24 protein-coding genes are annotated in these 23,945 nt (G+C 36.1%); 6 read left to right on the top strand and 18 right to left on the bottom strand.

Translation table 11 applies throughout. The annotated features are described in order from the left end of the window. Positions 1 to 10: 10 nt before the first annotated feature. From pfkA to dnaE, 6 genes are all read right to left on the bottom strand, one after another. Positions 11 to 970: a 6-phosphofructokinase gene (pfkA, locus tag O1A01_RS19580; RefSeq protein ID WP_066420127.1), complete on the bottom strand. Its 960-nt coding sequence runs from the start codon at positions 968 to 970 to the stop codon at positions 11 to 13. A gap of 347 nt (positions 971 to 1,317) precedes the next feature. Beyond that, positions 1,318 to 2,322, bottom strand: a complete 1,005-nt coding sequence (accA, locus tag O1A01_RS19585) for an acetyl-CoA carboxylase carboxyl transferase subunit alpha (protein WP_270064802.1) — start codon at positions 2,320 to 2,322, stop codon at positions 1,318 to 1,320. Next, positions 2,316 to 3,179, bottom strand: a complete 864-nt coding sequence (gene accD, locus O1A01_RS19590) for an acetyl-CoA carboxylase, carboxyltransferase subunit beta (RefSeq protein WP_066420125.1) — start codon at positions 3,177 to 3,179, stop codon at positions 2,316 to 2,318. The genes accA and accD overlap by 7 nt, the downstream gene beginning before the upstream one ends. A gap of 157 nt (positions 3,180 to 3,336) precedes the next feature. Continuing rightward, positions 3,337 to 3,963 (bottom strand): FadR/GntR family transcriptional regulator, encoded by a 627-nt coding sequence (locus tag O1A01_RS19595; RefSeq protein WP_066420123.1) that lies wholly within the window; start codon positions 3,961 to 3,963, stop codon positions 3,337 to 3,339. Between the two features lie 4 nt (positions 3,964 to 3,967). Beyond that, positions 3,968 to 5,206 (bottom strand): NADP-dependent malic enzyme, encoded by a 1,239-nt coding sequence (locus O1A01_RS19600; protein WP_066420121.1) that lies wholly within the window; start codon positions 5,204 to 5,206, stop codon positions 3,968 to 3,970. Between the two features lie 205 nt (positions 5,207 to 5,411). Continuing rightward, entirely contained in the window at positions 5,412 to 8,762 is a 3,351-nt protein-coding gene (dnaE, locus tag O1A01_RS19605) for a DNA polymerase III subunit alpha (protein WP_066420119.1), read from the bottom strand. A gap of 248 nt (positions 8,763 to 9,010) precedes the next feature. On the opposite strand from dnaE, the gene O1A01_RS19610 reads away from it, so the two are divergent. Beyond that, a complete protein-coding gene (locus O1A01_RS19610) occupies positions 9,011 to 9,346 on the top strand; it encodes a sporulation membrane protein YtrH (protein ID WP_066420117.1) in 336 nt (111 codons plus the stop codon). Beyond that, positions 9,346 to 9,852 carry a sporulation membrane protein YtrI gene (ytrI, locus tag O1A01_RS19615; protein WP_066420116.1) on the top strand — a complete coding sequence of 169 codons (507 nt, stop codon included), beginning with the start codon at positions 9,346 to 9,348 and terminating at the stop codon, positions 9,850 to 9,852. The genes O1A01_RS19610 and ytrI overlap by 1 nt, the downstream gene beginning before the upstream one ends. A gap of 159 nt (positions 9,853 to 10,011) precedes the next feature. Here ytrI and O1A01_RS19620 read toward each other — a convergent pair whose 3' ends face one another. After that, positions 10,012 to 10,950: a DHH family phosphoesterase gene (locus tag O1A01_RS19620; protein WP_066420114.1), complete on the bottom strand. Its 939-nt coding sequence runs from the start codon at positions 10,948 to 10,950 to the stop codon at positions 10,012 to 10,014. Positions 10,951 to 11,133: 183 nt separating this feature from the next. On the opposite strand from O1A01_RS19620, the gene O1A01_RS19625 reads away from it, so the two are divergent. Next, positions 11,134 to 11,403, top strand: coding sequence for a YtpI family protein (locus O1A01_RS19625; protein ID WP_066420139.1), 270 nt, complete (start codon positions 11,134 to 11,136; stop codon positions 11,401 to 11,403). A gap of 39 nt (positions 11,404 to 11,442) precedes the next feature. On the opposite strand, the gene O1A01_RS19630 is transcribed toward O1A01_RS19625, so the two are convergent. The 3 genes from O1A01_RS19630 to O1A01_RS19640 all read right to left on the bottom strand — a co-directional run bounded on the left by O1A01_RS19630 (position 11,443) and on the right by O1A01_RS19640 (position 14,173). Then, positions 11,443 to 12,750 carry a CBS domain-containing protein gene (locus O1A01_RS19630; RefSeq protein WP_066420111.1) on the bottom strand — a complete coding sequence of 436 codons (1,308 nt, stop codon included), beginning with the start codon at positions 12,748 to 12,750 and terminating at the stop codon, positions 11,443 to 11,445. Positions 12,751 to 12,822: 72 nt separating this feature from the next. Then, positions 12,823 to 13,065 (bottom strand): hypothetical protein, encoded by a 243-nt coding sequence (locus O1A01_RS19635; protein WP_066420109.1) that lies wholly within the window; start codon positions 13,063 to 13,065, stop codon positions 12,823 to 12,825. A 424-nt stretch (positions 13,066 to 13,489) separates the two neighbouring features. Then, positions 13,490 to 14,173, bottom strand: coding sequence for a metal-dependent hydrolase (locus O1A01_RS19640; RefSeq protein ID WP_066421372.1), 684 nt, complete (start codon positions 14,171 to 14,173; stop codon positions 13,490 to 13,492). A 152-nt stretch (positions 14,174 to 14,325) separates the two neighbouring features. Between O1A01_RS19640 and O1A01_RS19645 the strand changes: the two genes are divergently transcribed. Next, positions 14,326 to 15,414: a M24 family metallopeptidase gene (locus O1A01_RS19645; RefSeq protein ID WP_066421377.1), complete on the top strand. Its 1,089-nt coding sequence runs from the start codon at positions 14,326 to 14,328 to the stop codon at positions 15,412 to 15,414. A 150-nt stretch (positions 15,415 to 15,564) separates the two neighbouring features. Here O1A01_RS19645 and O1A01_RS19650 read toward each other — a convergent pair whose 3' ends face one another. Both O1A01_RS19650 and O1A01_RS19655 read right to left on the bottom strand, forming a co-directional pair. Then, complete coding sequence (locus O1A01_RS19650) at positions 15,565 to 16,326, bottom strand: SDR family oxidoreductase (protein ID WP_066421370.1); 762 nt, start codon at positions 16,324 to 16,326, stop codon at positions 15,565 to 15,567. A 146-nt stretch (positions 16,327 to 16,472) separates the two neighbouring features. Beyond that, positions 16,473 to 16,631, bottom strand: a complete 159-nt coding sequence (locus O1A01_RS19655; RefSeq protein WP_157076718.1) for a hypothetical protein — start codon at positions 16,629 to 16,631, stop codon at positions 16,473 to 16,475. Between the two features lie 118 nt (positions 16,632 to 16,749). On the opposite strand from O1A01_RS19655, the gene O1A01_RS19660 reads away from it, so the two are divergent. Both O1A01_RS19660 and O1A01_RS19665 read left to right on the top strand, forming a co-directional pair. Next, positions 16,750 to 17,178 (top strand): universal stress protein, encoded by a 429-nt coding sequence (locus tag O1A01_RS19660; protein ID WP_066421361.1) that lies wholly within the window; start codon positions 16,750 to 16,752, stop codon positions 17,176 to 17,178. An 89-nt stretch (positions 17,179 to 17,267) separates the two neighbouring features. Then, on the top strand, positions 17,268 to 17,582 hold the full coding sequence (locus O1A01_RS19665) for a hypothetical protein (RefSeq protein WP_066421374.1): 315 nt from the start codon (positions 17,268 to 17,270) through the stop codon (positions 17,580 to 17,582). 40 nt (positions 17,583 to 17,622) lie between these two features. On the opposite strand, the gene O1A01_RS19670 is transcribed toward O1A01_RS19665, so the two are convergent. The 6 genes from O1A01_RS19670 to ytfJ form a co-directional block, all read right to left on the bottom strand. Then, positions 17,623 to 18,441 carry an EcsC family protein gene (locus O1A01_RS19670; RefSeq protein ID WP_066421359.1) on the bottom strand — a complete coding sequence of 273 codons (819 nt, stop codon included), beginning with the start codon at positions 18,439 to 18,441 and terminating at the stop codon, positions 17,623 to 17,625. 300 nt (positions 18,442 to 18,741) lie between these two features. Then, a complete protein-coding gene (gene guaC, locus O1A01_RS19675) occupies positions 18,742 to 19,725 on the bottom strand; it encodes a GMP reductase (protein WP_066421358.1) in 984 nt (327 codons plus the stop codon). 200 nt (positions 19,726 to 19,925) lie between these two features. Then, positions 19,926 to 21,116: an acetate kinase gene (locus O1A01_RS19680; protein ID WP_066421356.1), complete on the bottom strand. Its 1,191-nt coding sequence runs from the start codon at positions 21,114 to 21,116 to the stop codon at positions 19,926 to 19,928. A 191-nt stretch (positions 21,117 to 21,307) separates the two neighbouring features. Continuing rightward, positions 21,308 to 22,303 (bottom strand): class I SAM-dependent methyltransferase, encoded by a 996-nt coding sequence (locus O1A01_RS19685; RefSeq protein WP_066421353.1) that lies wholly within the window; start codon positions 22,301 to 22,303, stop codon positions 21,308 to 21,310. Between the two features lie 515 nt (positions 22,304 to 22,818). Then, positions 22,819 to 23,316, bottom strand: a complete 498-nt coding sequence (gene tpx / locus O1A01_RS19690; protein ID WP_270064803.1) for a thiol peroxidase — start codon at positions 23,314 to 23,316, stop codon at positions 22,819 to 22,821. 133 nt (positions 23,317 to 23,449) lie between these two features. Further along, complete coding sequence (gene ytfJ, locus O1A01_RS19695) at positions 23,450 to 23,938, bottom strand: GerW family sporulation protein (RefSeq protein ID WP_066413113.1); 489 nt, start codon at positions 23,936 to 23,938, stop codon at positions 23,450 to 23,452. Positions 23,939 to 23,945 lie beyond the last annotated feature (7 nt).

The following is a 23,945-nucleotide window of genomic DNA, read 5'->3' on the forward strand; positions in this document are numbered from 1 at the left end:
GTTTCCACTCTTAAATTGATAATTCTTGTGATAGTGTATACATTTTTTCATCTACAGTATGTTTTTGAGCTAATGCTTCTATAATGTCGTGGTCAACTAACTCGTTCTTTTGAATACCAACACAGCGTCCACCTTTATTTGCCATTAGTAACTCTACTGCTCGTGCTCCTAGTCTACTTGCTAATACTCTGTCGTTTGCTGTTGGAGAGCCTCCACGCTGCATGTGACCGAGTACACTATATCTCGTTTCAAAGTTAGTAGCTTCTTTTATTTTATGAGCGTATTCTACTCCACTTCCAACGCCTTCTGCTACGACGATGATACTATGCTTTTTACCGCGTTCAGATCCACGTCTTAATCTGCTTATTACGTCGTCAATACTTTCCCCTTTTTCAGGAATTAAAATTGATTCTGCTCCACCAGCTAAACCAGACCATAACGCTATGTCTCCAGCATCTCTGCCCATTACTTCAATAACATATGTACGTTCATGAGAAGTTGCAGTGTCTCTAATTTTATCAATAGCGTCAATTACTGTATTTAATGCTGTATCAAAACCAATCGTAAAATCTGTTCCAGCAATATCATTATCAATGGTTCCTGGTACACCAACACAAGGGAAACCGTGTTCTGTTAATTTTTTTGCACCTTGGAATGATCCATCGCCACCGATAACAACTAATCCTTCAATGCCGTGTTTCTTAAGCTGTTCAATTCCTTTTTGTTGACCTTCTAACGTTCTGAATTCTTCACAACGTGCTGAATAAAGCATCGTACCACCACGATGAATAATGTCACCAACGGAACCAACATCTAATCTTTTTATATCTCCTTCTATTAGACCTGCATATCCACGATATACTCCGTACACTTCAAGCTCGTGATAGATCGCTTTACGAACTACCGCTCGAATTGCGGCATTCATACCTGGAGCATCTCCACCGCTTGTTAAAACACCAATACGCTTCATAAGTATCACCTCTAACCCTTTTTTGCTTCAGGTGAAGCTCTTTTATTTTTCCCTAAATAAATAGGTTTTTCAAAATAATAAATATTACTTTATACCCAATCATATATTCTATATAAAATATAGAGCGTTGAAAAGGGAATCCATTAAAAAAATACCATGAAGACATACCGAAAACAACAACTATTCGTAGAAAGTCAAAAAAGGTTCTCAATTACCTCCTAATGTTTTACATGTAAACGTAATCATTACGCTGCTATACATCATTAGTTATTACGATACCCTTTATTGAATTGAAAAATAAGAGAGCCGGCATTTTTTTTACCAGCTCTTTCATTACGTATATAACATTACAGACCTTTTCCTACTTTTTCATTAGCAGCATACCATTTTTCTTCTTCTAACTCTGTATACTGCCCAATTCTTTTATATTTTGCATACCGGTGCTCTATTAATTCTTCCGGAGTTAATGGAAGTAAATCTTGTAATGATTGTTCCAACACATTACTTATTGCTTTTGCTTGGAAATCAACATTACGATGTGCTCCACCTTTTCCTTCTTCAATAATTTCATCAATTACATTTAATTGTTTTAAGTCTGGTGCTGTAATTCTCATACTTTCGGCTGCTTTTATTGCTAATGACGCATCTTTCCAAAGAATTGCCGCAGCCCCTTCAGGAGAGATTACAGAGTAAGTAGAGTTTTCTAACATATGAACGTAGTTACCGACTCCTAACGCTAATGCGCCACCACTACCACCTTCTCCAATTACAACACATACTACAGGCACTTTTAGCCCAGCCATTTCAAATAAATTTCTAGCAATTGCTTCACTCTGCCCTCTTTCTTCAGCAGCTTTACCTGGGTATGCCCCCTTTGTATCAATAAAGCAAATAATTGGGCGTTTAAACTTTTCTGCTTGATACATCAAGCGTAGCGCTTTTCTGTATCCTTCTGGATGTGGCATTCCAAAATTTCTACGAATGTTTTCCTTCGTATCTTTTCCACGTTGATGCCCAATAATTGTAACAGGGATGTTGTTGAATTTTGCGATCCCTCCTACAATTGCTGCATCGTCGGCAAAGTAACGATCTCCATGACATTCTAAGAAATCTGTAAATATTCTTTCAATGTAATCTAAAGTTGTTGGTCTTTCTGGATGTCTAGCAATTTGCACGCGATCCCATGGAGCTAAATTACCATAAATATCACTTTCTAATCGTTCAAGTCTATCTTCTAACTTTTCAATTTCACTCGAAAGATCCATATCCGAATTAGCTGTAAACTCTTTTAATTCTTTTATTTTTTTACGAAGTTCCACGACTGGTTTTTCAAATTCTAGTTCGCCTACCATTCGTTTTCACCCCCTAAGGAATGTATATCTAGCACTAAAGTTAATTTTTCTTTTAACTCTGTTCGATGGATAACAGCATCAAGTTGTCCACATTTTAACAAAAATTCGGCTGTTTGAAAGTCTTCAGGTAAATCTTCTCTAATTGTTTGTTCAATAATTCGTCTACCAGCAAACCCAATAAGTGCTTTTGGCTCAGCAAAATTATAATCACCTAGTGATGCAAAACTTGCAGAAACACCACCTGTTGTTGGGTGTGTCATAATAGAAATTATTAATCCGCCTTCTTGGCTAAATAATTTTAATGCACTACTCGTTTTTGCCATTTGCATTAAACTTAATACACCTTCCTGCATCCTTGCACCACCAGAAGCTGTAAAGATAACAAATGGATATTTCTTTTCTTTTGCTCTTTCAATTGCTCTCGTAATCTTCTCTCCGACTACGGAGCCCATACTACCCATTCTAAAAGTAGAGTCCATAACAGCAATTACGAGAGGAAAGTCATTAATTTTTCCTTCACCAGTCACAACTGCCTCGTTAATATGTGTTTTCTTTCTATCTCCTTCTAACTTTTCTAAATATCCTGGGAAGGAGAGCGGATTTTCAGATATCATGCCTCTGTCGTACTCCACGAAGCTATCTGTATCAAGCAGGCTGTATATTCTTTCCATTGCTGTCATCGGATGATGGTGATCACAATGAATACATACCTTTAAGTTTTTATTTAATTCCTTCGTATACATGATTTTTTTACAATTTGGACATTTCGTCATGATCCCTTCTGGAACATCTTGTTTTGCATGTTCAGAAGGAATGGACGCATACTTCTTCTTCTTAGTGAAAAAATCTTTTAACAAAAGAAGGCCTCCCCATTACTTATTATCTAGTTTTTATACGTGGTACTAATAACAGGTCAAATGATAGGTAAGATAGGAAATCATAACTATTTCAAATTAAAGTCCTACTTACCTGCTAGTTGTATCTTATATAAAAACGATTAAAATTGTTGTTGAATTATGTCTTATTACTATCGACAAATTTTGAAAAAATCTGGCTATAAATGTTTAACACTTCATTCGTCTCATTTTGTTCTAATGAATATATTAACCTTTCATATAACGTGCGATTCAAATTTAGATTAGTAATAAATGTTTGGGAATAAGTACTAACTAATCCCCAAATGCGTTGTAGTAATTTATTTTCTGTACCTACAGAAACTAGTTTAAAAAACTCATCATGTGTAAAATGTGGTGATGTTAGTAAATCTTTTAACTGTTCCATCACAATTGAAGATGTATTCTTTACCACTAGTAATTGTAGGAGCGTTTTTTCTAATTCAAACTTTGTTTCTACTAAATCGACTTTTTTTGCTTCTGATTCTAATATAAAAGTGCCTAATAATTCTACAAGATGATGCTCCGTAAAATCTTTTAAGTACGTCCCTTCGCCCCTTCTTGTCTCAATTAGCCCTAACAATTCGAGTGCTCGTAACGCCTCACGAACTGAAGAGCGACCAACCTTTAATCGATCGGACAGCTCTCGTTCTGAAGGTATTTTATCACCAGCAGTAATTCCATCTTGTGAGATGATAGCACGTATTTGTTTTACTATCTCAATGTACATTTTTGTAGGTGATGACACTTTCTCATTCACCTTTTCCAATAACAGCTTCTTTTCTAGTTCTTTCTGCTACTTCTTTTGGGTCTACTTTAATGCGTGCAACTCCAGTTTCCATTGCCGTCTTTGCAACAGCCGCAGCAACTTGCGGTGCAACTCTAGGATCAAACGGCGCTGGAATAACATAATCAGCATTTAACTCGTCAGAAGATATTAAGCTAGCAATAGCTTCCACAGCTGCAATTTTCATTTGTTCATTTATATGTGTAGCGCGAACATCTAGTGCTCCACGGAAGATACCAGGAAACGCTAGAACGTTGTTAACTTGATTTGGGAAATCTGAACGGCCTGTCCCAACAACACTAGCCCCAGCTTCTTTTGCTTCTGCAGGCATAATCTCAGGATTTGGATTCGCCATTGCAAAAATAATCGGATCTGCATTCATAGAACGAATCATGTCTTGCGTTAATGCACCTTCAACGGAAACACCAATGAAAACATCGGCACCTTGTATTACGTCAGCTAAAGATCCTTCTTTTCGACCTCGATTCGTATACGTTGCAACATCTGCTTTAACGCTATTCATTCCAGTTGTTCTTCCTTCAAAAATAGCGCCTTTCGTATCGCACATAATGATATCTCTAACACCATAGCGATATAATAATTTAATAATAGCAATACCAGCAGCACCTGCACCGTTTGCTACTACTTTTATTTCTGACATCTTTTTACCAACTATTTTAAGCGCATTTACTAAACCAGCCACAGTTACAATAGCTGTACCGTGCTGATCATCATGAAAGACTGGAATATTCGTTTCTTTCTTTAAGCGTTCCTCGATGACGAAACAGTTTGGAGCAGCGATATCTTCTAAGTTAACTCCACCGAACGTAGGCTCTAACAATTTAACAGTTTCCACGATTTTATCAACATCCGTAGTATTTAAGCAAATAGGGAATGCGTCTACTCCTGCAAAACTTTTGAACAGTACTGCTTTTCCTTCCATTACTGGAAGTGCTGCCTCAGGTCCAATATTCCCTAATCCTAATACCGCTGTACCATCTGAAACAACCGCAACCATGTTACCTTTCATCGTATATTCATATACTTTATTTTTATCATCATAAATAGCTTTACAAGGCTCTGCTACTCCAGGGGAATATGCTAAACTTAAATCCTTTGCATTTCTAACCGGAACTTTTGATTTAGATTCTAACTTCCCTTTGTGCACTTTATGCATATGTAGTGCTTCTTCTTTTAATGACACGGTCGTAAATCCTCCTTGAACTTTGATAGCCAAAGCTATAAGTCTAGTTTCGTTTTTTTACGATTAATATTTTACTCTTAATTATGACGTCTGTCCTTACATGGTTGCACAATTTTATAAAAAAACATCCATTTTTTCTCTTAAATTCAAAAAAAGTAGAAGGAGGTGGTCTGACCACCTCCTTCTAACTATAACATATTCTCTTTTAATGGAAAAGGGCTTCTTTTTTGAACACAACATTACTATCCCCAAGTAGTAGTTTTAAAGCAGCTAAACATTCTTTACTTGGTGTAACAAAATATTCTCGAGACAGCTGCACTGTTTTTTTTGTTTGGACATAATGCGCTACAACTGGCATTGGTCCTTTAAAAGTTTGTAACGTTTGTTGTAACTGTTTTAAATTGGTAGAAGGTTGTGCCGTTTCATCTATTTTTAAATACACACTTCCTACTACATCTTCATATTTACTTTTTAATTGCTCCATTGAATTTACGGACCTAATTATTAATTGTGATTTACCGTTTCTTTCTTCTTTTTTCCCTTCTAACACTAATACTTTTCCTACTTCTAATTGATTAGAAAGACGTTGATAGTCAGTCGGAAACGCAACGGCGTCTATATCACCTGTTGCATCACTTGCCGAAATAAACGCCATTACTTCTCCTTTGCGAGTTCTAATCGTTCGAACCTTCGTAATGTACGCTCCGACTTTAACAAATGGTGTAGGCAGTAATTCTATATTCCCGATAGAATTAACTCCTTCAAGTTGTAATAGCTTTCGATAAATTTCGGTAGGGTGATGAGATAAATAAAAACCTAGCACTTCTTTTTCTAAATGCAATTGTTCATCAACTGGTAGAGGCTCTACTTCTACATATTTAGGCTCAATATTAAATTCTTCTTCTAATAGAAAACCTATTTGGTCCTCATCTTCATTTGGCTTTACAAGCTCTGCATGTTGAAGAGCTGCATCAAGTGTGGCTAAGAGAGTGGCTCGATTCTGTCCAAATTCATCTAAACACCCCGAATATATTAATATTTCTGCAGTTCTCCTCGTTACTTTTGGAGAGAGTCGAACGATAAAGTCAAAGAGGTCAGTAAAAGGCTTTTTCTTCCTTTCCTCGATGATTTGCTTTATTATTTGGGCACCAATTCCTTTTATAAATACAAGACCAAATCTGATTCCTTCTTGCTCCACTTGGAAAGCTATACCACTATTATTAATGGATGGAGGTAAAACATCAATTCCACTCTTTTTGCATTCTGCAACATACTGACTTATCTTTTGCTCGTTCCCTAAAACACTTGATAGCAGTGCGGTCATAAACACTTTTCGGTAATTCGATTTTAAAAATGCTAATTCATAAGCTATCATACTGTATGCAACAGCATGACTTCTATTAAAACCGTAGTTAGCAAACTTAACGATTAAATCATAAATGTCATGAGCAGTTTTTTCATCATAACCATTTTCCTTACACCCTTTTACAAAGTGGGCACGCTCTTTCGCTAACACATCTTGTTTCTTTTTACCAACCGCTCTTCGTAAAAGGTCCGCTTCTCCTAACGAAAAGCCTGCCATCGTAGATGCGATTTGCATAATTTGCTCTTGATAAACAATGACACCATAAGTAGGTTCTAAAATAGAAATTAATTCTCTATGTGGATATTCTACCTGCTTTTTTCCGTGTTTTCGTTCAATATAAATAGGGATTTGTTCCATCGGGCCTGGGCGGTACAACGCATTAACAGCTACAATATCTTCAAGTGAAGTTGGTTTTAAATTTTGTAATACTTTTCTCATTCCAGTAGATTCTAATTGGAAAATTCCTGACGTATCTCCTTCGCTCAATAGTTTAAACGTTTTTTCATCTTCAGGTGGTTGAAAATCTATTGGAAACTCCACTTTTTCATTATATTTCAAGGACGCTCTTATATTTTGAATGAGTGTTAAATTTCTTAAACCTAAAAAGTCCATTTTCAACAGACCGATTTCTTCTAATGTTTCCATTGGGAATTGTGTCAGATATACGTTATGTGAACCTGATTGGATTGGAATTATTTCGGTTAACGGTTTCTCACTAATAACAACACCTGCAGCATGTGTGGAAGTGTGCCTTGGTAGACCTTCCACTTTTTTGGCTACTTCAAATGCTCTCTGTCTTTCTTTCGTTTCATAAATAGCTCTCTTAAAAGGTTCTGATTCTTTCAAAGCACTCTCTAACGTTACACCTGCTCTAGAAGGAATTAATTTTGAAATAACATCGACTTCTTTAGGAGATAGATTTAATGCTTTGGCTACGTCCCGCCAAGCTGCTTTTGCTGCAAGAGTACCAAAAGTAATAATTTGGGCGACGTGCAACTCACCATATTTTTCTACAACATATTCAATAACTTCATCTCGCCTATTATCTGGAAAATCAATATCAATATCAGGCATAGATATTCTTTCGGGGTTTAAAAACCGTTCAAATAATAGGTGATGCTTTATCGGATCCACTCCCGTAATATAGAGACAATATGCTACTAAGGAACCAGCTGCTGATCCACGACCTGGACCTGTCATAATTCCTTTATTTCTCGAAAAGTACATAAAATCCCAAACTATTAAAAAGTAGTGAGAAAAATCCATTCTTTTAATTACATCTAATTCAAACTGTAATCGCTCCGAATACTCTTTTGTAAAATTAGGAATTCTATTTTTCAAACCTTCCCAACAACGCTCCTCTAAATATTCATTAGCGTTTTTATTATCCGGAACAGGGTACTTAGGTAACAGACGTTGTTGAAGAGGTATCGTTACATTGCATTCCCTACTAATTTGAAATGTATTTTCCAACGCCTCGGGAATATCATGAAAAAGTTCTACCATTTCCTCTTTACTTTTTAAATAGTAAGGAGCTTCTTCCGGTAAACTTTTTATCGTCGTACCATTCTTTATCGCTTGTAAACATTCAAAAAGAAAAGCTTCATTGCGTTGTAAGTATTTTGCTGTGTTTATAGCAACTAGTGGTAATTTTATTTTTCCTCGTATTCTATCTTCCGCATGTTTCGCTTCTGTCGTACTTCGATCTATTCCTAAGAACAGGCACCCTTTATTAAACATATTTACATATTCCGTAAATACAGTTTGAAGCTTTTCTTCATCCTCTATATAGGTTAAAAACTCATTGTTGGAACTTATAACAATTGCAATGAGTCCAACAGAATAGTGCCTCATCCACTTTTTCGGTACACCTTTACTATTTTTTGTTTGGACAATACTAGAAAGCTTCATTAAATTTGTATACCCTGTATTATTTTGGGCTAATAAAATTACTGGATGTGATTCGTTCGTTCCCTCATCATATATCGATAACGTTAATCCAATAATTGGTTTTATATTTGCTGTTTTGCATTTTTTATAAAAATCGATTGCACCGTAAAGAACATTCATATCTGTTAACGCGATAGCTTCAAAGTTTTTCTCTTTTGCCATCTCGACTAATGAATTAATTCGTATAGAACTACTTAACAGACTATAAGAGCTAATATTATGTAATGGAATATAACTCATGTTCTCTCACCTTCTTTTCCTACCTTATCTTTCGTTTTTCATGTTCTTCTTTCTATATTTATTATAGTCCGCTTTTCGTAGGAATGATAGCATAAGCATTTTGGGCAAAAACTTTAATATAGCTCTATCTTTTTTAAACGGTCGAACCTAACATACTTTTCAATTCTTGTCCATATAATCAAGTAAAGACATTGTAAGCTACCATATACGCATTTTCTACAATACCAATCTTGAGGTGACGAAAACAAATGGACGTGAAGGATCCTTTTATCGCAACGTTAATGTTTAGCTTTTTTATCGCACTAGGTGTATTAATTGGTGGAGCCTTAATCGGTGGTTTTGCTGCATTTTTAGTAGGTGATGCTCCACTCTCTCGAATAGATAGACTTGCCGGGAGCTTAAAAATTTGGGCAATAGTTGCTGCTATCGGTGGGACATTCGATACATTTTACACGTTAGAAGCAGGTTTATTTAACGGAGAAACAAAATTTCTAGTAAAACAACTTCTTTTAATCATTACAGCTACTGGCGGAGCTCAAACTGGTGCATTAGTAATTAGTTGGCTAACACAGGAGCCTTTATAATGAGAGTTCCAACCCATCATCACCATCCGTCATGGCAACTTTTTTTTTCAGGTGCAATTGTTGGTGCATTAATCGGCTGGGGAATTTTTCTAATTATTTATGGTCAACTTCAAGATCAACTAGTAAGTAATGTAAAAAAGTACAAGAACGAAGTAGAAACGTTGGAAGAAAGAATTGAAATATTAACAGAGGACAATGACAAACTAAAAGAAGAGAAAGATAAACTCAAAATTCAAGATATCGCCATATCGATTAACAACTATGAAAGGTATCAACTTAACACATTAAGCCGTCATAGTATTATCGATAGTATGACAAAAGATTTAAATCATTTAATTTCCCAAGATATTAAAAGTCTCGCAGAAAACAAAGAGCTCTTAACGAAAGTAATAGAAAACAAAAGTTATAAACAAGACAATAAACGATATTATTTTAGAGTGTACTACCTTTACTTAGATACAACGTTAGAAATTGAATTAACAATCGTTAACGTAGAACCTGCTTAAGATAGGCAGAGGTTGGGACACAACTATTCTTATCCAAGTAATAAACGAACAAAAAATAGTAGAGTGGAAATAACCCGCTCCGGAAATATACGTCGCTAGATTGGCGATTGTTCGTTTTTTATTATGATCATTTTAGTTTTGTCCCAGCCTCTGTATTTATTAATCTACCCGTGCTACTTCAATGAGATCTTCTAATACACTCTCTGACTCTGACCATTCATAAATAGAAGCACCTGATGCTAGTGGGTGGCCCCCACCATTATATTTTTTAGCAATTCCATTTACAATCGGACCTTTAGAGCGAAGTCTTACTCGAATTTGATCGTCTTCTTCGATAAAAAACACCCAGGCTTTTATCCCTTCAATGCCACCTAACGTCCCAACAAGCTGGGATGCCTCTGATGGAGTTGCATTAAATTTCTTTAGCACATCGGCTGTTAACTTCATTGATGCGATTCCCTGCTCATGAATGGTGAAGTTTTCTAAACAATATCCTTGTAGCTTTGCAATATGTAGCTTCATTTTATAGAGCTCGTCATAAAGGGCTGGGAAGTCAAAGCCATAAGAGATTAATTCCCCTGCATACTGAAACGTTTTCATGCTCGTACTTCTAAATAAAAACCTCCCAGTATCCCCAATAATTCCGGCATAAATTAGACGCGCCGCTTCCTTTGTCATCTTTAATCCTTGGTGTTTACCAGCTAAATATAGCTCATAGATCATTTCACTTGTTGAACTAGCATCCGTATCGACCCATAATAAGTCTCCGTAAGGATCTTCATTCGGATGATGGTCAATTTTTATTAGTTTTTTACCTAACGTATAACGACTATCGCAAACTCGCTCTTCATTTGCTGTATCACATACTATGACAAGAGCATCGTCATAAGCTGAATCTGGAATAGAATCTAATCTTGTTAAAAAATGTAGCGATTCCTCTTCTTTACCAACTCGGTATATTCGTTTTTCTGGATAACTAGCTTTCAAAATTTCTGCTAATCCACATTGAGAACCGTATGCATCCGGGTCTGGGCGTACGTGACGGTGGATTATAATCGTTTCAAATTTGCCGATTTCATCTAAAATTTGTTGAATCATTTGCTTCTCTCCTTACATCTTTCTAATTTCATTTAACCATACTTACAAGTGATAGCAAAGGAAATGGAAATAGGAAAAGTAGAAATTAAATGAAAAAGACGGTAATATAGTATACATAAAACTGCTTGGAAGGGAGCACTTCATTTGAATGCTATTTTTGTATTTTTAATTATCGTTTCATTCATGTTCTACTTTTTCTATAAAACGAAGTATTTCCGCACAAAGTTTCCAGCTGAAAAAAAATGGTTAAGTGCTAAATCAAGTATTGCATTAGGTATTTTCGTAACCTCATTTGGTTTTAATACAATTATTAATCCCTTATCAACCGTTGCGATTGTTGTTGGAATTATTATGATTGTTGTTGGAGCAGGTAGCATCTGGGCTGGTGTTAAAGCGTACCGTTTTTATTTGCCTTTTGCGAGAGAAGAAGCAGAAAAATATGCAAATCAGTAAAAATAAGAAACCTAGCAAGCATGTAGCCTGCTAGGTTTTTTAATGTATTATTTGTACCATCATCATTGCTTTTCCAACTACTTGACCTTCATGAAACACTTCAACATCAACTTTACCAAACTTTCTACCCACTTCTAATATTTTCGGTTTTATTTCGATACAACTATCAATTTGTACCGGTTTAATAAAGTATGTCGTAATATTTTCCACTACCATATCGCCTTTTTTTAGCTTTCGCAACGCTTGTTTTGCCGCTTCCGTTACAATTGTCGTAAAAACGCCATATGAAATAGTGCCGACGTTGTTTGTCATTTGTGGTGTTACTTCACAATGATAAAGTTCCTCACCACTTTTATTCGAGATGTCGGTAAATTGATTTGTTACAATATCATCTAACGTTTCACCAACTTGCGGTTGTCTTTGAATCATTTGTAACGCTTTTAGTACGTCTTGTCGACTAATTATCCCCGTTAAACGGTGGTGCTGATCGACTACCGGAAGCATTTCAATTCCTTCCCAAACCATCATATGAGAAGCTGAAGCGACTGAAGTTTTACCGTTAACCGTAATAGGTTGCTTCGTCATTACCTTCTCTAAAGTAATTTCAGGATCTTTACCTACTACATCTTTAGACGTAATGACTCCTTGAACTTTTAAATTTCGATCTACTACCGGAAATCTACTATGTTGAGTATCATCATTATGTTGAAGCCAATCTTTTATTTTTTGATCTGTTGTTAAATAGGCAGTTTCCTCAACTGGTGTAAGGATATCCTCCACTAACACGATTTCCTTCTTGATTAATTGGTCATATATCGCACGGTTAATGAGCGTTGCTACAGTAAACGTATCGTAGCTACTAGAAATGATCGGTAGCTTGTACTCATCTGCTAATTCCTTAACATGATCTTCTGTATCAAATCCCCCTGTAATAAGAACAGCCGTCCCTCTTTCTACAGCTACTTGGTGGGCATTTGTTCTATTCCCTACAATTAATAAATCACCAGGACCAATGTAGCGAACCATTGCTTCTAGCTTCATAGCACCAATTACAAGTTTATTTAACGTTTTATGTAATCCTTCTTTACCACCGATTACTTGTCCGTCAACAATATTAACAACTTCTGCAAAGGTTAGTTTTTCAAAATTCTCTTTTTTCTTTCGTTCAATGCGGATTGTCCCGACTCGTTCAATCGTGCTAACATATCCTTTATTCTCTGCTTCCTTAATTGCACGATAAGCTGTTCCTTCGCTTACCGTTAAAGCTTTTGCTATTTGACGAACGGATATTTTTTCGCCAATAGGTAATTCTTCAATGTATTGTATAATCTGCTCATGTTTAGTCACAAAGTTCACCCGTCCACTTCATATTCTTACTTCTCATTATACGAATGAACTCGCTGACATTCAAATGTTTGTTTAGCTATATTGACGTAGTCTTCTTCTTTTTTCTTCTTCTAGTTTTAATTTTGACACTGTTCGCTTACGTTTTGGTTGGAACATTAGGGCGGAAATATTCCCACCAATTGCAATTAGTGCAAAAAGAAGCCACGCTAGTGCGAACATGCCTGGAAGTCCTTCTGCTCCCATTGGGATACGTGGAACAGCAATATATAATAAGGCTGCTAAGCATAGTAAGGATAGTAATAGTCTGTTTTTCATTTTTTTCCCTCCAAGTTTTATAGCTTGTTCCATTATATGCAGTAGAATAAAAAAAATGAAGCCTAAGAAGCTTCTTTCACCCTGAAACCATACGTGTTTAGAAAATGGCATTTCAATAAAGACAACGTTGTTTTTTGTTATACGTTTTAAGTTAATCCGTTTCACTTCGCTGCAGACACTTGCTTTCCGCGGGGAGGGAGTCGAGCCTCCTCGGCTGCGCCTGTGGGGTCTCGACCTTCCCTCTACCTCCCGCTGGAGTCAAGTGTCTTCCGCTCCGTTCCACTCACGGTTCTAAATCTGGAAAAGGAAAACATTGTAGCTGTCAAAGTCGAACCACCCATTTTATGCACCATGGTGCAAATTTTCACTTGCATGAGGGTCTAGCTTGAAAATAGAGAATAGGTTTAAGTTGACTCTTAGTTCTTTATATTTCAATAGATTGCCCAGGTGATAGGGTAATTCCGACACCTTCTGGGAGTTGGTTAGTGAAGTGAGTTGGGTCTTGTTCGATGACTGGGAAAGTGTTGTAATGGATTGGTACGACTTTTTTGGCCCCTAACCATTCTGCCGCAAGCAGTGCGTCTTCAATGCCCATCGTAAAATTGTCACCAATCGGTAAAAAGGCAAGATCAATATTATTTCTTTCTCCAATTAGCTTCATATCAGAAAACAGCGCTGTGTCTCCTGCGTGGTAAATTGTTTTTCCTTCTATCGTTAATAAAATTCCACTAGGCATTCCTGTATATGTAATTTCTTTCGTTTCTTCGTTCGTATAGCTAGATCCATGAAATGCTTGTGTTAATTTCACTTTTCCAAAATCAAAAGTATTCGCTCCACCAATATGCATTGGATGGACCTTTACCCCTTGCCAGCCTAAAAATGTAGCTAATTCAAATGGCGCAATAACTAATGCGTCATTTTTCTTTGCTAACTGGACCGTATCCCCAACATGATCATTGTGGCCGTGAGTTAATAAAATGACATCTACCTTTACATCTTCCGCATTCAAATCTGTCGTGCTGTTACCCGTAATAAACGGGTCGAAAAGAATGGTATAATCGGATGTTTCTACTTTGACAACTGAATGTCCGTGGTATGATACTTTCATTCCTCTTCCTCCTTTGTGATCATCATGTAAACTTTTTCAGGAAAACTGATTTAATAATTCTTAATTTACAGTTTTATTATTCCCTGATAAGCTAATAGTAAACGATTTTGTAAGAGTAGGAAAGGGATGTGTTTATTTTGAACGAAAAAAGAATGGAACAATTAGTTAACTGGATGAAAGAGAAAGATGTCTCAGCTAGTTTTTTAACATCGACGCCAAACGTGTTTTATTTAAGTAATTTTTACTCAGACCCACATGAAAGATTACTTGGATTACTCGTGTTCCCAGAGCACAGCCCAATATTAATCTGTCCCAATATGGAAGTAGAACAAGTAAAGGCGACAGGTTGGAGTCATTCGATTCTCGGCTATTCCGATACGGAAAATCCGTGGGAGATGATGAAGGAAGAAATTAATAAGCGTAATATATCAATTGAAAAATTAGCAATTGAAAAAGAGCATATGATTGTATCTCGGTATAAAGCATTACTAGCGTTATTCCCGCAAGCCACTTTCGTTTCTGCAGAAGAAAAAATGTACGAGCTTCGTTTAATTAAAGATGAGCAAGAGGTTGCTATTTTACGGGAGGCTGCAAAACTTGCTGACTTCGGTGTAGAAATAGGCGTTCATTACATACAAAAAGGAAGAACAGAGCAAGAACTTGTCGCAGCAATTGAATATGAATTAAAGAAAAAAGGGATTAGAGAAATGTCGTTTTCAACGATGGCACTTACAGGTAGTAAGACCGCTTCTCCACACGGCAAGCCTGGATTGAATAGTATAAACGAAGGGGATCTCATATTATTTGATTTAGGAGTAGTATTAGACGGCTATTGTTCTGATATTACTAGAACGTTAGCATTCGATCATTTATCAGAGGAAGGCCACAACATTTATGAGACAGTATTACAAGCGGAACTTTCAGCTGTGAATGCTTGTAAACCTGGTGTAGAAATCGGTAGTTTAGATAGAATAGCTCGCTCTCTCATTACGGAGGCTGGCTATGGACAATATTTTACTCATCGACTAGGGCACGGTCTTGGAATCGAAGTTCACGAATATCCGTCTATGAACGAAACGAATACAATGAAACTACAAAAAGGTATGACGTTTACGATTGAACCTGGAATTTACGTACCTGGATTCGGTGGAGTTAGAATTGAAGACGATGTTTACATTACAGATACTGGCTACGAGCTATTGACACAATATCCAAAAGAATTACAAATCATAAAAAAATAATAGAAAACGGGTGGCTACCGATGCCACCCGTTTTTATATTATATTTTAAATTTCGAGATTATCTCTTGTAAACTTTGCGTTAATGCTTTTATTGATTTGTTTTATTTTTGAATCTTTCTAACAAATAAACAGAAAAATAGTCGATTAGAATTAACGGAAACGGTTTATAACATCTAATCCACCGGTTACCTCAATGACAGATCCAGTAATCATATCCGAATTTTCATCACATAAAAAGCGTACAACACGAGCAATATCTTCACCAGTACCTGATCTCCCAATCGGAGTATTTTCATCTTTAATTAAACGGGCGGTTTCAATACTTGCTTCTTTCATATCTCCTAAAATATTTCCAGGAGACACCATATTTACTGTAATACCATTTTCGGCTTCTTCTACAGCTAACGTTTTTGTTAAAGAAACTAAACCTACTTTAGCGGCGGCAAAAGCTGAACGATATATCCATGCTGGGGAAGTCTCAGCACCTTGGAAACCGTAAGTAATAATCCTTCCAAATTGTTGTTCTCGCATAATAGGAACTACTTTTTTAACTAAATGAAAAACAGCAGATAAATTACCTTCTATCATTTCATACCACTCTTCATCACTGTAATCTACTAGTTTCTTTCTTTCAAAAATATAAGGGCCGGCATTGCATATTAAATAATCAATGCGTCCATGATGGTTATATGCTTCGTTAATTAACTTATGTATATCATCTTTGTTCGTAATATCCCCTTGTACAAATTGTAGATTTGAGTTTTCTATTAGGGAGAGCGATTCTTTCATTTTCAGCATCGCTTCCTCATCACTTCTATATTGAACAGTAACAGAGCAACCTTGTTCGACCATTAATTGCGTAACTTTTTTCCCTAACCCTTTCGTTCCAGCAGTAATAACAGCATGACGCATACTTCCTCTCCCCCTATGCGTTACTTTTTCTTACTATCTATTTTCTTTTATTGCATAAAATTTTACAACTTTTTTGCTGTAACGTTTACTTTATAATATGAAAAGGACCGCCTAAGCAGCCCTTTTTCAGCATACACAGTCAAAAATTAGTACTGATTTGTGTTTTGTTGTTCCGCTTCTTTCTTCTCACCAAATTCTTCATTTACATACCCACTCGTATAAGAATCGGTTATTTGGTTGCTAATTGTTGTTGCTGCCTCGTCATCATAAAAAAATTGCAGCTTTTCATTTTGTTTTTTCGACATGTCACTAATTCTCCTTTTTTGTACGAATACACGATATAGTTTTCGTAATTTTCCAGGAGTATAATATAGGTAAATATTAGAATATTTTTTACAATTTCAATCCATAGGAGATGAGAACATGTATAAACATGTATTAGTTGCAGTTGACGGATCAAAAGAATCAGAGCAAGCCTTCCAAAAAGCACTTCATCTTTGTTTAAAGGATAATGCAGCACTCACTATTACACATATTATAGACATTCATACTTTTGCAGCCATGAACTTGCATACAGGAACTGCAATAGAGCATGCAGAAAATTATGCAAAAGAATTATTGACTAAGTTTGAAAAACAGGCAGTAGAGGCTAACGTTAAAACTGTAAATAAAATAGTAGACTTCGGTTCTCCAAAAATATTAATCGCTAGAGATATCGCACGTAAAAACAGCATTGATCTAATTGTATGTGGTGCAACCGGTGTAAATGCTATAGAAAGATTACTTATCGGAAGTGTTTCCGAAAATATAGTTAGAAATGCTGCTTGTGATGTTCTAGTTGTTAGAAACTAATAATCCTCCTACCTCCTCCCATTGTTGGAAGCGCTTATTTGTTATACAATAAATATATTAGAGGAGAAAAAGGAAGGATGTTCGACCTTATGTACTGTTTTAAAAAAGACGAACGGTTAGGCATTTCACTACCGAAACTAGAGAAAGACTGGGCTAAATACAGTAAAGAAGAACAAGATGAAATATTATTACAATGGGAAAAAATTCGAGGGAAAATTCCGGACCGAATTAAAGATATAGAACAAGAAATTAATGAAAAACAAGAAAAGCTAAACAATGAAGCTAACTTCGAGAAGTCATGTGAATTAAATGAATCGATCGCTAATTTAGCTAGTATAATAAATGACCTTTGGCTATGGTATCGATTAAATCAGGAAGTTTCTTCAAATAAAATACATTCTTAAGAAAAAACAAAGGCATCCTTTAAGGAATGCCTTTGTTTTATTAATATTCGTTTTCTGCCAAATGTCGAACAGAAAAATAGTGATGTGCAAAAGTAGAAACTTGCTTCGTCCAATAATGATTGAGGCTAGCACCTGTGACAATGCCTACTATCGGCAAACGCTCTTTTTTTCGGGTAACCGTGATAATAAAGATTAGTTTTAATAAATGTGTTAAAGGGTGATGTATCCAAGTCTCTGGGTGCTCACGTTCTGACAACGGATAAAAGTATGGGTCTCGTTCTAGTTTAAGTTCTTGTTTAAGTTGCTCCCATCTCTCATACTGAAATCGTTTAGGTAATGTTGCTGCATAATAAACTTGTAGTAGGCGAACCATTTCCATAGGAGATTTTGATGTATAGCCAAACGACATTGCAATAAGTTGAGTTGTTCTAATATTTAATAGTGTAAACGCAGGGATATCCATAGCAAGCGTTGAATACTTCCCAATTCCAGTCATTCCACCTTGGACAAGTGCATAAAGCTTTTGTTTTGCCATTTGCTGATTTGCAATAAATGATTTTTGTTCTAAATTTAATGTTTGTATTTGCTCTATAGAAGTAATGGAAGGTTCAAATATTTGAGCAGTATTTATGATTCTTTGTTCCGCTTCATTTTGAAAGGTAGATTCTTGAATGATTCCTTGTAGGTGAAATAGCCAAGTGTCGAGTTGTTGAAAAAAATTGTGTTTTAATTCTTCTGGTATGTAAGAAAATGCTGTTTCTAACCAGCTATCAATTGTTTCTTCTAGTTGTGATTTCTGAAGTAATTTAAGTTCATTTTCCCAGCTTACTATCTTATCTTTCACTTGAGATTCTTGCATAAAAATCTCCCCTTACTTAGTTCCATATTTACACATATTATAGCATAGTCGGTTTCATAATGTCGTTATCAAGTATCTAGAACTACATCCGCAAGTGTAGTTTAACGACAAGAACAAATGCGAAGGCGCTTCGTTCAGGCCCGTACAAACTGGACTGTTACGGTTGTGATAAAGGAAACACGGCGACGGAGGAGCCAGAACGTAGCAACACAAAGTTAGTAGTTATCTACAACTGTCCACTTTAATAATTGCCTAAACGATAAAAAAGATGGGCAAGATTATTCTCGCCCACCTTCTTTATTAGTATACTTTATCCCCATTAAAAATGGAGTTCTTCACTACTACATAGTCCACATGTTTAATTGCATCTAGTTTGTTACCACCAGCATACGAAATAGATGATTGTAAGTCTTGTTCCATTTCTTTAAGTGTATCTTTTAATGAGCCTTTATGCTCAACGAAGATTTTTTTACCTTCTACGTTTTTCTTTTCACCTTTTTGAAATTCTGACGCAGAACCAAAATATTCTTTAAATAGCTTACCATCTCTCTCAACAGTTTCTCCCGGTGATTCTTCATGGCCAGCAAATAAAGAACCAATCATTACCATGGAAGCTCCGAATCTAATAGATTTTGCAATATCACCGTGCGTACGAATACCACCGTCAGCAATAACCGGTTTACTTGCTGCCTTTGCACACCAACGTAATGCAGCTAACTGCCATCCACCAGTTCCGAAACCTGTTTTAATTTTTGTGATACAAACTTTACCAGGTCCAATGCCAACTTTAGTCGCATCAGCACCCGCGTTTTCAAGCTCTCTCACTGCTTCAGGAGTTCCAACATTTCCTGCGATAACGAAACTATTTGGTAAGTGCTTTTTAATATGCTGAATCATTTCAATAACGGCATTAGAATGTCCGTGCGCAATATCAATCGTGATATAATCAGGAGTTAATTGCTCTTCGGCTAACTGTTGAACAAATGAGTATTCTTCTTCTTTTACCCCGACACTGATTGAAGCGATTAACCCACGAGCATGCATATCTTTAATGAAATCGATACGTTTTTCCGGTTCGAATCGATGCATAATGTAAAAATAACCATTTTCCGCTAGGTAAAGAGCGATTTTTTCATCTATAATTGTCTGCATGTTTGCAGGTACAACTGGCAGGTTAAAAGTATGTTTACCTAATTTAATCGTAGTATCACATTCTGAACGGCTATTTACGATACATTTAGCCGGAATTAATTGAATATCTTCGTAGTCAAATACATTTTCCATGTCGAACACCCCTAGAGACGAATATTATTTAGATAACTTTTTGTTAACGTTCGTACATTACGTAATTTACATCATTTCTCTCATAAAGTCAAAGAGTTTTTATTTATTTTTCTAATTTAGTTCAAAAAAGAGAGAGATGGTCAGTATTCAAGCAAAAAAAAAAGAATTCGGCACTTAAACCAAATTCTTTTTTATTTATATTATACGTTAGCTAGACGCAATACATCGCGTGCAATCATAACCTCTTCATTTGTTGGGATAATAATAACTTTTACAGGTGAGTGCGGATAGTTAATAAAGGCTTCTTTTCCTCTAACCTGGTTTAGCGTAGGATCCCAGTAAACGCCCATAAACTCTAAACCGCGAAGAACACGCGCACGAATTTCCGTACTATTTTCACCGATACCTGCAGTGAAAATAATAGCATCTACTCCGTACATTCTAGCCGCATATGAGCCGATGTATTTATGGATTCTACTTGCAAACACATCAAGTGCTAGCTGAGCACGCTCATTTCCTTCTTTCGCAGCACTTTCGATATCACGTAAATCACTAGAGAATCCAGAAACACCTAATATTCCGCTCTTTTTATTTAATACGTCTAATACTTCATCTGCACTTTTACCAGTTTTCTCCATGATAAAAGGAATAAGTGCTGGGTCTATATTACCTGAGCGAGTTCCCATTGCCACACCTGCAAGTGGGGTGAATCCCATTGATGTATCAATCGATTTTCCACCTTCAATTGCAGCAATACTCGCTCCATTTCCAAGGTGACAAGATATAAGACGTAATTCTTCGACAGGTCTACCTAATAGTTCTGCCGCTCGTTCAGAAACGTATTTATGAGACGTACCGTGGAAGCCGTATTTACGAATTCCATACTTTTCATAATACTCATACGGAAGGCTGTATAAGTAAGACTTTTCAGGCATCGTTTGATGGAACGCTGTATCAAACACCGCTACAGCTGGTACGTTAGGAAGAATCTCCTTAAATGCCTTAATTCCAACTACGTTAGCCGGATTATGAAGTGGTGCTAATTCTGATAACTCGTCAAGTTTTGCAAGAACTTCATCTGTAATAACTACAGAATCACTAAATTCTTCCCCACCATGTACAACACGGTGACCAATACCTGTAATTTCATCAAAACTCTTTACTACACCTAAATCAATTAATTTATTTAATAAGATCTTAACAGCGACTCCATGATCTGGTATGTCTGTTACATCTGTTTGTTTTTCTTCGTTATACGAAATATTGAATACAGCATCATTCAGACCTATTCTCTCGACTAAACCTTTCGTAATAACAGTTTCACTTGGCATATCAAATAACTGAAACTTAAGAGAAGAACTCCCTGCGTTAATTGCAATAATTTTTGACATCGTTGATGACAACTCCTTTATTGATGTTAAAACAATGAAAAACATAAGCATCTACTTGCCTATTTTGTGCATTTATTATGTAATCTATTGATTCCCTACTTCATTTAAACATCGACATTTTTTTTTTGCAAGAGTCATCATCTATTGGGAGCGCTTACCCTTTATATTCGTTATTTTCTGATTATACTGCCTTATTTTTTTCTCTTTTCTGCTTGTATCCAGTCATTAATTTGTCCCATGATGTTCGACATTGCGTCTTTTTTCGAAAAACTAGGTAAATTAACAAGAAGCGCTTGTTTAGGTTGTTCTACATTTATTGCTTTCTTTTGAAGGATAAAGATACTTTTTGCATGCTTTGGACTTTTGAATAAGTTAAATGGAAGCTGTAACAATCCTTGAATGTACACATGATCTTTTAAATATACATGTAAGTTTTTTGACTCCTCACCTTCAAACATTGCATTTGGAACTAAGAAAAATAAGTACCCTCCAGGCTTCGTGTATTTAATGCTTTGTTCAATATATAAATGATGAGCATAGGAGTGACCTTCGTTTCGTTTTAGTTCAAAATTGCTCGCGTTTACATCATCTGGATAAAATCCGTAAGGAATATCAGATATAACAGTATCCACAGGCTCTATATATAAGTTTTGTAAGCTATCCTGTGTATAAAATTCTATTGGATGTTGCTGTAAATTGGAGTTTTGATAGGCTAACTTAATTAGTAAATCATCGACATCTATTCCGTACGTAGTTAGTTTTTTGTCACTTAATTGATTTAGTACGGCAGTTAATAAATTACCTGTTCCTACAGCTGGATCTAAAATAGAAATAGATGCGTTACTCTCATTAAATTTTGACACAAGGAAACCTATAAAAAGAGAAATAGCATCAGGTGTCATTTGGTGATTAACTTGCGCACCTTCTTTCATTCCTTTCAATATTGCTAACTGAAATCCTTTACGTACTTCTTCTTTCGTTAATGATTGTAAGTTAATTTTATCGTATTCCTTTAATAGTCTTTTTTTCGTTAGTTCCGATAGTTCATCCTGTAATACATCTTGATGAAATAAGTTTTCAGCAGTTTCTGCTAACGCTTCTAAATATGTACAAGATAGCTCCTCCTGCAAAATAGAGCTTGTTGTATCAAATATCGTAAATGTTTCTTCTAATTTCGTTAAACTCAAATTTAACACTTCCTTTTATCTTTTAGCATCATTTATTTTATCGAATATATGACGAAAAACCAACTTTTTATCTATGTATGTAAGAACAAAAGCGAAGGGGGCTCGTTCTAGCCCGACAAGCATAAGACAGGCGCTGCAGGTGGGCGCTTTTTGCCCACCGGAAGTGACTGGCTTATGTCTCAAGGGCCAAGCCGCCGGAGCTAGACGTAACGTAAGTAAAGTTAGAAGTTATCCACAAAATTTACACGGTTACGATAAAAAAGGATGACTAACAAAAACGCGAGTCATCCTTGAAGAAATACTATTATATAACGGGTAGCTCCAGTTTGTGTGGACCTGAGCGAGCCCCTTCCGCTTTTCTTTGTCCAGCTACGGCGCATTGGCCCTATCAAACTTCCCAGTCCGTCCGTACGATAAGTCAATATCAGCTCTCTTTCGTTCGCTGTGTTTCCTTTATCTCCTACCGGCCTGGTCCAGTTTATACGGGCCAGGGCGATGCGCCTTCGCTTTTCTAATTACTCTGCAGCTTTGATTGCTTCGATTGCTGCTTCGTAGTTAGGGTGGTTTGTTGCTTCGCTTACGTATTCAACGTACGTTACTTTGTCATTAGAATCTATTACAAATACTGCACGAGCTAGTAAACGAAGTTCTTTAATTAAAACGCCGTAAGCTTCTCCGAAAGATGCATCACGGTGGTCGGATACTACTTCCACGTTCTCGATTCCGTTAGCTCCACACCAACGCTTTTGAGCAAATGGTAAATCCATACTTACTGTTAACACCTTTATGTTTAAATTGCTAGCTTCTTCATTGAAACGACGAGTTTGTGCATCACAAACTCCAGTATCAATAGAAGGAACAACGCTGATAATGCGCTTTTGTCCTTTAGAATTATCTAATGTCACTTCTGATAAATCATTTGCTAAAACAGAGAAATTAGGAGCTTGATCCCCAACTTTAACTTCAGTTCCTAATAACGTAACTTGATTACCTTTAAATGTAATATTTGCCATGAAAAATTCCTCCTTTAAGAAAAATATGTACAGTGTTAATGATAGCGTTCCACCTATGTTTTTGCAATAATTGTGAACTTTCGCGTTAAAAAATATTATACATAGAAAAAGTTAACTGGAATCCAGTTAACTTTTAAAATTCTAAATCCTGTTTCGGCTTAAATTGATTAGGATTGTTTTGTTGAAATTGACCATTTTGTTGCTGGTTTTGTTGGTTTTTTTGCTTGTTATTATTCATCATTTGTTGTACTTTTTCTACCGCTTGTGGTGCTAAATCTAAGATTTTCTCTAATAAATGTGTATTTTCATCTAAATGAAGCATTCTTACACCTGAAGAGCTAACAACTAGGAATGCAATAGGTGTAATAGAAACACCACCACCACTACCTCCACCAAAAGGAAGTTGACTATTGTTTCCATCTTGTTTCTCTGGTCCAGACCCTTGTTGACTTTTAAATTCACTACCTCCAGCTGCAAAACCAAATCCTACTTTAGAAACAGTTAATATAACACTTCCATCAGGAGTTTCTACAGGATCTCCAATGATTGTATTTACATCAATCATATCCTTTAGATTTTCCATTGCAGTTGTCATTAAACTTTTAATTGGATGTTCAGACATGTTGATC

The sequence above is a fragment of the Sutcliffiella sp. NC1 genome, assembly GCF_027594365.1.
Classification (GTDB): Bacteria; Bacillota; Bacilli; order Bacillales; family Bacillaceae_I; genus Sutcliffiella; species Sutcliffiella cohnii.